Source organism: Pseudomonas syringae pv. tagetis, from assembly GCF_022557255.1.
Lineage (GTDB): Bacteria > Pseudomonadota > Gammaproteobacteria > Pseudomonadales > Pseudomonadaceae > Aquipseudomonas > Aquipseudomonas caricapapayae.
In genome coordinates this window covers 5,871,418-5,883,424 of record NZ_CP092923.1, presented here as the reverse complement: position 1 = coordinate 5,883,424, position 12,007 = coordinate 5,871,418, and the positions used below count along the sequence as shown (strand labels likewise).

9 protein-coding genes are annotated in these 12,007 nt (G+C 54.5%); all 9 read left to right on the top strand.

What is annotated here, in order from left to right; genetic code table 11:
* Positions 1-23 precede the first annotated feature (23 nt).
* The 9 genes from atpG to MME58_RS26290 all read left to right on the top strand — a co-directional run bounded on the left by atpG (position 24) and on the right by MME58_RS26290 (position 11,998).
* On the top strand, positions 24-884 hold the full coding sequence (gene atpG / locus MME58_RS26330; protein ID WP_003367855.1) for a F0F1 ATP synthase subunit gamma: 861 nt from the start codon (positions 24-26) through the stop codon (positions 882-884).
* 27 nt (positions 885-911) lie between these two features.
* Positions 912-2,291 (top strand): F0F1 ATP synthase subunit beta, encoded by a 1,380-nt coding sequence (gene atpD, locus MME58_RS26325; RefSeq protein ID WP_002555982.1) that lies wholly within the window; start codon positions 912-914, stop codon positions 2,289-2,291.
* A gap of 43 nt (positions 2,292-2,334) precedes the next feature.
* A complete protein-coding gene (locus MME58_RS26320) occupies positions 2,335-2,760 on the top strand; it encodes a F0F1 ATP synthase subunit epsilon (protein ID WP_003413751.1) in 426 nt (141 codons plus the stop codon).
* A 123-nt stretch (positions 2,761-2,883) separates the two neighbouring features.
* Positions 2,884-4,251, top strand: a complete 1,368-nt coding sequence (glmU, locus tag MME58_RS26315) for a bifunctional UDP-N-acetylglucosamine diphosphorylase/glucosamine-1-phosphate N-acetyltransferase GlmU (RefSeq protein WP_054985599.1) — start codon at positions 2,884-2,886, stop codon at positions 4,249-4,251.
* A 368-nt stretch (positions 4,252-4,619) separates the two neighbouring features.
* Positions 4,620-5,387: a DeoR/GlpR family DNA-binding transcription regulator gene (locus MME58_RS26310; protein ID WP_055004851.1), complete on the top strand. Its 768-nt coding sequence runs from the start codon at positions 4,620-4,622 to the stop codon at positions 5,385-5,387.
* A gap of 9 nt (positions 5,388-5,396) precedes the next feature.
* The gene (glmS, locus tag MME58_RS26305; protein WP_054985601.1) at positions 5,397-7,232 is read left to right on the top strand and encodes a glutamine--fructose-6-phosphate transaminase (isomerizing); all 1,836 of its coding nucleotides are present in this window, start codon (positions 5,397-5,399) and stop codon (positions 7,230-7,232) included.
* Between the two features lie 264 nt (positions 7,233-7,496).
* A complete protein-coding gene (locus MME58_RS26300) occupies positions 7,497-8,396 on the top strand; it encodes a heteromeric transposase endonuclease subunit TnsA (RefSeq protein ID WP_055004852.1) in 900 nt (299 codons plus the stop codon).
* The gene (locus MME58_RS26295; protein WP_055004853.1) at positions 8,389-10,560 is read left to right on the top strand and encodes a Mu transposase C-terminal domain-containing protein; all 2,172 of its coding nucleotides are present in this window, start codon (positions 8,389-8,391) and stop codon (positions 10,558-10,560) included. The genes MME58_RS26300 and MME58_RS26295 overlap by 8 nt, the downstream gene beginning before the upstream one ends.
* Positions 10,553-11,998 carry an ATP-binding protein gene (locus MME58_RS26290; protein WP_055004854.1) on the top strand — a complete coding sequence of 482 codons (1,446 nt, stop codon included), beginning with the start codon at positions 10,553-10,555 and terminating at the stop codon, positions 11,996-11,998. The genes MME58_RS26295 and MME58_RS26290 overlap by 8 nt, the downstream gene beginning before the upstream one ends.
* The last annotated feature ends 9 nt before the right edge of the window (positions 11,999-12,007 follow it).

The following is a 12,007-nucleotide window of genomic DNA, read 5'->3' as shown; positions in this document are numbered from 1 at the left end:
CTTGCTAACCTGATAGGTGTTACATGGCAGGCGCAAAAGAGATTCGCAGCAAGATTGCGAGCATCAAAAGCACGCAAAAGATCACCAGCGCCATGGAAAAAGTGGCGGTCAGCAAAATGCGCAAGGCTCAAATGCGCATGGCTGCTAGCCGTCCTTACGCGGAGCGTATTCGTCAGGTGATTGGTCATCTGGCAAACGCCAACCCGGAGTACCGCCACCCGTTCATGATCGAACGCCCTGTTAAGCGCGTCGGTTATGTCGTAGTGAGCAGTGACCGTGGTCTGTGTGGTGGCTTGAATACCAACCTGTTCAAGACTCTGGTCAAGGACATGGCGGTGAACCGTGAAAACGGTGTAGAGATCGATCTGTGCGTGGTCGGCAGCAAAGGTGCGGCATTTTTCCGCAACTTCGGCGGTAACGTCGTCGCTGCGATCAGCCACCTGGGCGAAGAGCCGTCGATCAACGACTTGATCGGCAGCGTCAAGGTGATGCTGGATGCCTACCTGGATGGCCGTATTGATCGCCTGTCCGTGGTATCCAACAAGTTCATCAATACCATGACCCAGCAACCCACTGTGGAGCAATTGATTCCACTGGTGGCAACCCCGGATCAAGGGCTCAAGCACCACTGGGACTATCTCTACGAACCCGATGCCAAAGAGCTGCTAGACGGCCTTATGGTTCGCTACGTGGAATCGCAGGTGTACCAGGCGGTGGTCGAGAACAACGCAGCTGAACAAGCAGCGCGGATGATCGCGATGAAGAACGCCACAGACAACGCCGGTGATTTGATCAGCGATTTGCAGCTGATCTACAACAAGGCGCGTCAGGCAGCGATCACCCAAGAGATCTCGGAAATCGTCGGCGGCGCTGCCGCGGTTTAACGGTTCAAATATTAGAGGAACCAGCTAATGAGTAGCGGACGTATCGTTCAAATCATCGGCGCCGTGATCGACGTGGAATTCCCACGCGATAGCGTACCGAGCATCTACAACGCGCTGGAAGTTCAAAGCGCGGCAGGAACCACTCTGGAAGTTCAGCAGCAGCTGGGCGACGGCGTGGTTCGTACCATTGCGATGGGCTCCACCGAGGGTCTGAAGCGTGGTCTGGAAGTAACAGACTCTGGCGCAGCCATTTCTGTACCGGTCGGTAAAGCGACGCTGGGCCGGATCATGGACGTGCTGGGCAACCCGATCGACGAAGCCGGTCCGATTGCCACCGAAGAGCGCTGGGGCATTCACCGTCCTGCACCGTCCTTCGCTGAGCAGGCAGGCGGCAACGACCTTCTGGAAACCGGCATCAAGGTTATCGACCTGGTCTGCCCGTTTGCCAAGGGCGGTAAAGTCGGTCTGTTCGGTGGTGCCGGTGTCGGCAAGACCGTAAACATGATGGAACTGATCCGTAACATCGCCATCGAGCACAGCGGTTATTCCGTGTTCGCCGGTGTGGGTGAGCGTACTCGTGAGGGTAACGACTTCTACCACGAGATGAAGGACTCCAACGTTCTGGACAAAGTGGCACTGGTTTACGGTCAGATGAACGAGCCGCCGGGTAACCGTCTGCGCGTAGCACTGACCGGCCTGACCATGGCCGAGAAGTTCCGTGACGAAGGTAACGACGTTCTGTTGTTCGTCGACAACATCTATCGTTACACCCTGGCCGGTACTGAAGTATCCGCACTGCTGGGCCGTATGCCTTCCGCAGTAGGTTACCAGCCGACCCTGGCTGAAGAGATGGGCACTCTGCAAGAGCGCATCACTTCCACCAAGAATGGTTCGATCACCTCGATCCAGGCCGTATACGTACCCGCGGACGACTTGACTGACCCGTCGCCAGCGACCACGTTTGCCCACTTGGACGCCACCGTCGTACTGTCCCGTGACATCGCATCCCTGGGTATCTACCCGGCGGTAGATCCACTGGACTCGACATCGCGCCAGCTGGACCCGAACGTCATTGGCCAAGAACACTACGACACCGCTCGCGGTGTTCAGTATGTGTTGCAGCGCTACAAAGAGCTGAAAGACATCATCGCGATTCTGGGTATGGACGAGCTGTCGGAGACCGACAAACAGTTGGTTAACCGTGCTCGTAAGATCCAGCGCTTCCTGTCCCAGCCTTTCTTCGTGGCAGAAGTCTTCACCGGTGCTTCGGGTAAATACGTTTCCCTGAAAGACACCATTGCTGGCTTCAAAGGCATCCTCAACGGTGACTACGACCACCTGCCAGAACAAGCGTTCTACATGGTCGGCGGCATCGAAGAAGCGATCGAGAAAGCCAAGAAACTGTAATCCCGGCGCCTGGCAACGGGCGCTATTAGGTTGAGGCAAGCAAATGGCTATGACAGTCCATTGCGACATCGTCAGCGCGGAAGGGGAAATCTTCTCCGGTCTGGTCGAGATGGTGATTGCGCACGGCAACCTGGGTGATATCGGTATCGCTCCAGGCCACGCGCCGCTGATCACTGATCTGAAGCCGGGCCCGATCCGCTTGATCAAGCAGGGTGGGGAAGCCGAGGTGTTCTACATCTCCGGTGGTTTCCTTGAGGTTCAGCCGAACATGGTCAAGGTGCTTGCCGATACTGTGCAACGTGCTGCCGACCTGGATGAAGCTTCTGCTCAGGCGGCCGTACTGGCTGCCGAGAAGGCCCTGAACGAGAAGGGCGCAGATTTCGACTACGGATCTGCCACTGCTCGTCTGGCCGAGGCTGCAGCTCAGCTGCGCACCGTTCAGCAAATTCGCAAGAAGTTCGGCGGCTAACCCCGCCGGATTCGATGCGATTGAGAAAAAGGGTAGCCTCGGCTACCCTTTTTCTTTTTTCAGATTTCCTCTTTCAGGTCAGCCCGTCTTCGGCCCGGTTGCCGCTCAGTTGGTAGTCCTATCATGTCTCTCGATATCGTTATTCTCGCTGCTGGCCAAGGTACCCGGATGCGCTCGGCCCTGCCCAAGGTCCTGCACCCGGTGGCGGGCAATTCCATGCTCGGTCATGTTATCCACAGCGCACGTCAGTTATCCCCAAGTGGAATACATGTGGTGATCGGCCACGGCGCGGATGCTGTACGTGAACAGCTGGCGGCAGATGATCTGAATTTCGTGATGCAGGACAAGCAACTCGGCACAGGTCATGCCGTTGCTCAGGCGCTGCCGGCGCTGACGGCCGAGACCGTGTTGATTCTTTATGGCGATGTACCGCTGATCGAAGTGGATACGCTTGCGCGCCTGCTCAAACTCGTCACCCCGCAGCAGCTGGGTCTGTTGACCGTTACGCTGGATGACCCTACAGGCTACGGCCGTATCGTTCGCGATGAGCAGAATCGTGTCTGCGCCATTGTCGAGCACAAGGACGCCAGCGATGTGCAGAAAGCTATCACCGAAGGCAATACCGGAATTCTTGCGGTGCCCGCCAGACATCTTGCTGACTGGCTGGGGCGGCTCTCCAACAATAATGCCCAGGGCGAGTATTACCTGACTGACGTCATCGCCATGGCTGTCAATGACGGACTGGTCGTCGCAACAGAGCAACCCCACGACGCTATGGAAGTACAGGGTGCAAATGATCGCAGACAGCTCTCCGAGCTGGAGCGTCATTACCAGTTGCGTGAAGCTCGTCGTCTGATGGCAGGTGGTGTGACCCTGCGCGACCCTGCGCGATTCGATGTACGCGGCGACGTCAGCGTCGGGCGGGATGTGCTGATCGACATCAACGTCATCCTCGAAGGCAAGGTAGTGATCGAAGACGATGTGGTGATCGGTCCTAACTGCGTGATCAAGGACAGCACGTTGCGCAAGGGTGTCGTTGTCAAAGCCAACAGCCACATCGAAGGCGCAATTCTGGGCGAGGGCAGCGATGCCGGTCCGTTCGCACGTTTGCGACCAGGCAGCGTTCTGGGGGCCAAGGCGCATGTGGGTAACTTTGTGGAACTCAAGAATGCGAAGCTGGGAGAGGGTGCCAAGGTTGGCCATCTGACTTACCTGGGTGACGCCGAGGTAGGCGCACGCACGAATATCGGCGCCGGTACCATCACCTGTAACTACGATGGTGCCAACAAGCACAAGACCACGTTGGGTGCAGACGTTTTCATTGGCTCGAACAACTCTCTGGTTGCGCCTGTGGATATCCTTGACGGTGCGACGACAGCAGCCGGTTCGACCATCACGCAGAACGTGCCCGCTGAACAACTCGGCGTCGCCCGCGCTCGCCAACGCAATATCGAAGGCTGGAAGCGGCCGGTGAAAATCAGGAAAGACTGAGTTATCCACAGCCCGGAAAAATGATGTCCTGTGGGAGCGGACTCGTCCGCGAAAGCCATCCTCCGTCCTGGAATCTTTGTGAATAGCTTTCGCGGACAAGTCCGCCCCCACGAAATGCATTCCGGTCTGGTCCAACTGGCCTATGCATACCTCTGAGAACGGAGCACTGAAACGAGAGTTACAAGATTCTCGTTCCTCATGCTCCAGGGGAGTGCCTTGCATGACGCTCTGCTTCACAATTGCTGCGCACACAAAGTAGCGGCGCTGAGCCCATAAAAGCGTCCTGCCAAGCCCTCGGGCATTGACCAAACCCAAAAAATAGGTTTTTATTGCCTTCGTTATCTTTCGAAACGAAACTTAAGGCCGTCATGTCGAAGCGCAATACGCCGCAACGCCGCCATAACATTCTTGCTTTGCTCAATGAGCAGGGTGAAGTCAGTGTCGATGATTTGGCCAAGCGCTTTGAAACCTCCGAAGTTACGATTCGAAAGGATCTGGCTGCCCTTGAAACCAATGGCTTGCTGCTGCGCCGTTACGGGGGCGCAGTGCCGCTCCCTCACGAGCTTATAAGTGATAACAGTCAGCCTGTTTCCCGCTACAAACAGGCCATCGCCCGCGCGGCAGTTCGCAGAATTCGCGAGCACGCCAGAATCATTGTCGACAGCGGCAGCACCACTGCTGCGCTGATCCCGGAGCTGGGCCAGCAACCCGGTCTGGTCGTCATGACCAACTCCCTGCACGTAGCGCGAGCCCTCACTGAGCTCGAGCAAGAACCGGTCCTGTTGATGACTGGCGGAACGTGGGATCCGCACTCGGAGTCTTTTCAGGGGCAGGTCGCGGAGCAAGTACTGCGCTCCTACGACTTTGATCAGCTGTTTATCGGTGCCGACGGCATCGATCTGATTCGTGGTACCACCACTTTTAACGAGCTGCTGGGCTTGAGCCGGGTCATGGCGGAAGTCGCCCGGGAAGTCGTCGTCATGGTCGAAGCCGACAAGGTAGGTCGCAAGATACCCAATCTGGAGCTGCCCTGGAGCAGTATCCATACCCTTATTACTGATGATCGCCTGTCCAGCGAGGCCCGCGATCAGATACAAGCCCGCGGCATCAATCTGATTTGTGCCGCTGTCAGCTAGGAGAGAACCATGTGTGGAATCGTCGGCGCCGTTGCTGAACGTAATATCACGGCCATTTTGCTCGAAGGTCTCAAACGCCTTGAATACCGCGGCTATGACAGCGCAGGCGTGGCCGTTTTCACCAACGAAGGCATTCTTGAGCGCCGTCGTCGCTCCGGCAAGGTCAGTGAACTGGAACAGGCACTGGCAGGCGAGCCGCTGACGGGTCGTCTGGGTATTGCCCATACGCGTTGGGCCACTCACGGTGCGCCGTGTGAACGCAACGCTCATCCACACTTCTCGGCTAACACGCTGGCAGTTGTCCACAACGGCATCATCGAGAACCATGAAGCGCTGCGTGAACAGCTCAAAGGCCTGGGGTACGTGTTCGCATCCGAGACCGACACTGAGGTCATTGTTCACCTGCTGCACCACAAGCTCAAGGACACGCCTGATCTGGCAATTGCCCTGAAGGCTGCGGTGAAAGAGCTCCACGGTGCCTATGGTCTTGCTGTGATCAATGCCGCGCAACCGGACCGCCTGTTGGCCGCCCGTAGCGGCAGCCCGCTGGTGATCGGCATGGGGCTGGGTGAAAACTTCCTGGCCTCGGACCAACTGGCACTGCGCCAGGTCACCGACCGTTTCATGTACCTGGAAGAAGGTGATATTGCCGAGATCCGTCGCGACAGCGTGCAGATCTGGAATGTCGACGGCGTGGCGGTCGAGCGTGAAGTAGTGCAATACCACGAAGGTGCCGAAGCCGCTGACAAGGGCGAATATCGTCACTTCATGCTCAAGGAAATCCACGAGCAACCCAAGGTCGTGCAGCGCACGCTTGAAGGTCGTCTGGGGCAGCAGCAGGTGCTGGTCCATGCATTTGGACCACAGGCTGCCGAACTGTTCGGCAAAGTACGCAACGTGCAGATCGTTGCCTGCGGCACCAGTTACCACGCAGGCATGGTCGCGCGTTATTGGCTTGAAGGTCTGGCCGGCATTCCTTGTCAGGTGGAAGTGGCCAGCGAGTTCCGCTATCGCAAGGTCGTGGTTCAGCCGGACACCCTGTTCGTATCGATCTCGCAATCCGGTGAAACCGCCGACACCCTTGCAGCACTGCGCAACGCCAAAGAACTGGGCTTTCTTGCCAGCCTGGCGATCTGCAACGTCGGCATCAGCTCACTGGTACGCGAATCCGATCTGACCCTGCTGACTCAGGCCGGTCCGGAAATCGGCGTGGCATCGACAAAAGCCTTCACCACTCAACTGGTTGCCTTGCTGCTGCTGACCCTGTCGCTCGGCCAGGTCAAAGGCTCATTGGAGGAGGGTGTCGAAGCGCAATTGGTCGAAGAACTTCGTCGCCTGCCCACCCGTTTGGGCGAAGCCCTGGCAATGGACGGCACCATCGAAAAAGTCGCCGAGCTGTTCGCAGAGAAGCACCACACCCTGTTTCTGGGCCGCGGTGCGCAATTCCCGGTAGCAATGGAAGGCGCACTGAAGCTCAAAGAGATCTCCTACATCCACGCCGAAGCCTACCCGGCAGGCGAACTCAAACATGGCCCGCTGGCGCTGGTGGATGCCGACATGCCGGTAGTCACTGTCGCACCGAACAACGAACTGCTGGAAAAACTCAAATCAAACCTGCAGGAAGTACGCGCACGCGGTGGCGAGCTGATCGTCTTCGCGGATGAGCTGGCCGGCCTCAAGAACGGTGAAGGCACCCACGTCATCGCCATGCCGCACATCATCGATGCCCTTGCACCAATCCTCTATACCATTCCGTTGCAGCTGCTTTCGTATTATGTGGCGGTGTTGAAAGGGACGGATGTTGATCAGCCAAGGAACTTGGCGAAGTCGGTGACGGTGGAGTGAGTTATCCATAGGGGCGGGCTATATTGTTTCCAAAGAATAAAGCTTGTCACAAAATAATAAAGGTTGTCACAAGTCGCTAAAGTGTGTCACAAGGCTCTATCCCGGCGCTTTTGCCGGGGTAGTGGCAGGTCCAGGAATAACGGCTCATTATCTACCTCGCCACTGTCACTTCTGTCCTGGCTAAACCCGCTCATGAATTCCCCACGCCACATGCCCTGTGCCGTTCTGATCGAGTGGGTCGCCTAACAATGAGCGACTCTTGAAATGACATCTGCGCCCGTTGCACCAAGAAAACCTGCTGCCTCCAGACTGATGACTCAGCGGAAGATTGATAGGAAAATCAAATCAGGTCGTGGCTCCGGCGTAAGAGAGTCCTATGAGCCCTGGATCAAGATTTGGGATATACAGTCGAGGGGTGTGTCTCACCTTGTGCCGGGAGTGAAATTCCATCGCAGCCATCACCTGCTATCCAACGCTGAGCGTGACTATCACCTGATCCTTGAGCAGGATCCCTCTATCATCGACGTGCGCGAGCAATTTCCGCTTTTAACACAAGCTGAAACTCAAGCGATCGCTTCGAGTCTGAACTTCCGTCACCCTGTGTACCCGGGTACTCAGGTCCCTGTCGTTATGACTACAGACTTCCTTATCACTTTCATAGATTCAGAGGGCGAAGAAAGGCTGGCCGCGCGTTCTGTAAAGTATCGAAAGGAGTTTGAGGAAGCCGGTATCAGGGAGCGGAATCGGATGGCAGAAAAGCTTGAAATCGAAGCAAAGTACTGGGCTATCAGGAAGGTAGAATGGAAACTTGTTTTCCATGAAAATCTTTCGCAAATAAAAATAAAAAACTTAACTATTCTTAGAAGTTATGCACATATACATCCTTCTTTGCCTACGGATAATAATGTCAATAAACTGCTAGAATATATAGCTGAATGTGCGACTGATCAATTGCCCTTAAAAGCACTGTTAGAAAAAGCTTCAAGGTCAATTTTTATCGAATATATGGGTGTTAAGCGGCTGTTCCATCATCTTTTATGGACGGGTAGACTTAAGACGGACCTAACTACTAGGTTGATAAGCTTATCCGAGCCTTTGCGCTTCTGGGTTAGTGAGTCGTCCTTTTCCGTTGCACCAAAAATTGAGGTGCCCCGCCATGCTTAGTCTGGGCGTTAACAGTATCGTTTCTCCAGGTGAGAGCTCTGGGCTTCTGAAGAAACCAGTTAGGGTTTTAGGCATAAGGGATGATTTTGTCTTAGTTATTGAACTGGGAACGAATCCATCTAAGCCTTGGCGCGTTGACAGGTCGCTTTTAGTTGAAGAGATAAATAATGGTGCGGCGGTGCTCAATCTTGAAATGGTGCCCATGCATCTGCTTCGAAGCGATGATGAGATTGGAGAGAATGAAAAAATAAGCAGGGAAAAGAATTGGGGACTGGTACGTGGTTTAGTGGAGGGTCAGGTTCCACTCGATATTTTAACGTCTAACTTTGGAGCTCTCGTTGCTAATCATGCGCTGGTTATGGGGGTAGACCGAAAACAAATTTATCGCTTGCTATATCGGTATTGGAGCATGGGGCAGACACGTAACGCTTTTTTATGGAATACAAGTGCGTGTGGAGGTCCTGGGAAATCAAAAAACCGTACCTCCGGTATAGTTCCTGGCCGACCGCTTAAATATCGTGGCGTAGTAGTGGATGATGGTGGCGCAATTTTGCTCGAAGCGCGACACATGGGTCATATCCGTCTAGCTTATGGTCGCGTTGCCAGCGGCAGATGTGGCAGCCTAAAGAGAGCGCATGAATGGATGCTCGATAAATTTTATAGGTCGATCAAGTCCGATGGTTCGAAAGGAAACCTGATACGCGGCATCTATCCCTCCATCCACCAACTGAATCATCATGGAAAACTGTTTTTTGATGAACTCTATAGGTTGAAGACTCGTGGCGGTGCAATCCGTTACAACAAAGACCATCGTCCGCTAGTCGGGTCTGCCTCGGAGGGTTTGGTCGGTGCCGGCCATCGGTACGAAATCGACTCGACCATTGCTGATGTATATCTGGTCCATCGAGTCAATCGGCTGTGGCTTATTGGCAGGCCAGTGTTGTATGTAGTGGTCGATACGTTCACTAGGATGATTGTAGGCGTTCATGTCGGTCTTGAGGGACCCAGTTGGAATGGCGCTAGGCATGCCATCTACAACGCCTGCACTGCCAAGAAAGATTTTTGCAAACGCTACAACATTGAGATTGATGAAGGTGACTGGCCGTGCGCCCACCTGCCAGTTGAAATTGTCGCAGATCGAGCCGAGCTGCTCAGTGAAGCTGGGGAGACGATGACAAAGACTTTAGGTACGGTCCTCAAGATTTTGCCACCGTTTCGGCCGGACTGGAAAAGTATCATTGAGAGCCGGTTTCGCCTGATCAACGAAAAGCTGGATTTGAAATTTTCCCCGGGCGGCGTAGATGCTCGGAAAATGGAGCGTGGTGATCGTGACTACCAGTTGGACGCCATCTTCGATATCGATGAGTTTACTGAAATGGTCATCGTCGGTGTTCTGGCTCACAACAAGAGCCTTCGCGTCCCTCATCTGCTGAGCCGGGAGATGATCGCTGCGGAAGTAGAGCCCACTCCGATAGCTATGTGGAATTGGTCTATGGCAAACAGTCTTCTGAATTCGAAAGTCGTGTCGCCCGCGGAGCTGAAGATTGCGTTGTTGCCCTCGCAGGAGTGTCGCATCGGCCGTGGCGGTATCAGTTTTCAAGGCGTGCAGTACACGTGTGAAACGGCTATCCGTTCAGAGTGGTTGGAACGCTCTCACAATTTCAAAACCAGGTACGTCAGGGTTTTTTATGATCCAAACTCGATCGAGAATTGCTGGATCAAATCTGAGGCCGGTTTCGAGCCGTTGACCATCGTACCGCAGCACCGTGCTAAGTATGCTGGGCTTCGTATGGAGGAGGTCCTCGATATGATCAAGATTTTGAACCAGGTCTCGCCTGACGCCCGATATGAAGATGCTGCCACTGGAGCACTCCTCCAGAGTCGTCAGGAGGAAATCCTTGACCGGGCGAAAGCTAAACGGAGGGCCCAAGGCAACCCAGAATCAGACGCTGAGTTTAAGCGTGACAAACGTTCGAAGCGTGCAACAGAAACTCAGAATGAGCGTGACTTGCATACCGCTGATCTAAATCAACTCCGACTTGTAAATAACTCGCCAGACGCAGTTGAAATTTCAAATCCAGTAGTCGAGAAACCTGTTTCGGGCAGGAGCGCTGCTTTTCTGAAACTGGTGATCAACGCGGATAACGAGGCCAATCATGAGTGACTTCAGTTTTGCGCCTGCTGAGTACGTCTCGACTGGCATGCCTCAATACGATGGTAATCCCCTGATTGAGTGCCTCCCCAAGATTCTGTCGGATGTTGATGTCGTCAGACGCATCGGAAACACCCCTGCACGGCCTAATGAGACGGAAAGGGCGATGGACCCGAAACTTCGTGGTCATGGGATTAACAGGCTGAAGGACGTCATCGTACCATTTGAAATCCACCTGCGACTGGAGGATTTGTTCAGTCAGTTGATTCGGTACGGGTACACCGGACGCAATCCTTTGCATGCGTCCACCGTAAAGCACCGATTGCCTTCTTCTGCGGAAATCAAGGGGCACGGATTTATGTCCACCGCAGAAACAATGACCCTGATCGGGTTGAGCGGAATGGGCAAAACGACCGCACTCAACGCCATTGCCAAACTTTATCCACAGGTGATCAGCCACAGTAAATACAAGGAGCAGATATTCATTGAGACGCAGGTGGTGTGGCTCAAGATCGAATGTCCGCACGATGGCTCGTTACGGGGGTTTTGTGCGGCTTTCTTCTCTTCGTTGGATGCGGCATTAGGCATCGAGAAATATTCCAGCAGAGGCTCTACTGGTCGCAGCATCAGTGTCATGCTTCAAAACATCAGTCAACTGTGCAAAACCTTTTCTATTGGCGCGCTTATCATTGATGAAATGCAGCACCTTTGCTCGTCTCGAGGCGGCCAGGATCGTGAAAAGCTGCTCAATTTCTTCGTGACACTATCGAATGACGCGGGCGTGCCACTGGTCTATGTCGGCACAAATGCAATGCTTCCGCTGTTTTCAGGTGTATTACGAAATGCTCGCCGTGCGGCGGGAATGGGGCCGATCGCTTTTGACAGATTCTCCGAGGATGATCCATTTTGGGCGCACTTGGTGTCCCAACTCTGGGCTTACGACTGGACCAAAACTCCCGCCCCGTTGACGGGGCGACTGCTTTCCAAAATCTACGATCTCACCCAAGGAAACACTGACTTTTTAGCCAAACTCCTAATGCTTTCTCAGCGTCACGCAATCTGGGAGGGCATCGACTCTATCTCACCAGCGTTACTTCAGCAGGTGTACGACAATCAGATGAGGCTCCTCCATAAGCCCGTTGAGGCACTCCGGAGCGGCGACCCATTGCAGATCGCTGACTTCGAGGACATGATGCCTACAAAGGACCAGATCGCGCAGATGATGAATTACGATCTGGCGCGCCGTGCCGATAGAACTCACCTTTCTCTCATTGCCCAAGCAGCGATTGCACCCGTCGGGCATATTGAAACAGAGGCTGTGAAGTCGGTCCGCAAGCCAGTAGTTCCGGTTGCCAACGAGACACTACAGAGCGCCCATTTTTCTAAAGGCGATGATGTTGAGGCGCAACTTAAACAGCGTGGGTGGGTGGATCCGGACTCTGCCTGGTGACATGAATCG

Excerpts from the sequence above, each read along its gene's own strand:
- atpG (WP_003367855.1), top strand. The coding sequence starts at position 24 with ATGGCAGGCGCAAAAGAGATTCGCAGCAAGATTGCGAGCATCAAAAGC.
- atpD (WP_002555982.1), top strand. The coding sequence starts at position 912 with ATGAGTAGCGGACGTATCGTTCAAATCATCGGCGCCGTGATCGACGTG.
- MME58_RS26320 (WP_003413751.1), top strand. The coding sequence starts at position 2,335 with ATGGCTATGACAGTCCATTGCGACATCGTCAGCGCGGAAGGGGAAATC.
- glmU (WP_054985599.1), top strand. The coding sequence starts at position 2,884 with ATGTCTCTCGATATCGTTATTCTCGCTGCTGGCCAAGGTACCCGGATG.
- MME58_RS26310 (WP_055004851.1), top strand. The coding sequence starts at position 4,620 with ATGTCGAAGCGCAATACGCCGCAACGCCGCCATAACATTCTTGCTTTG.
- glmS (WP_054985601.1), top strand. The coding sequence starts at position 5,397 with ATGTGTGGAATCGTCGGCGCCGTTGCTGAACGTAATATCACGGCCATT.
- MME58_RS26300 (WP_055004852.1), top strand. The coding sequence starts at position 7,497 with ATGACATCTGCGCCCGTTGCACCAAGAAAACCTGCTGCCTCCAGACTG.
- MME58_RS26295 (WP_055004853.1), top strand. The coding sequence starts at position 8,389 with ATGCTTAGTCTGGGCGTTAACAGTATCGTTTCTCCAGGTGAGAGCTCT.
- MME58_RS26290 (WP_055004854.1), top strand. The coding sequence starts at position 10,553 with ATGAGTGACTTCAGTTTTGCGCCTGCTGAGTACGTCTCGACTGGCATG.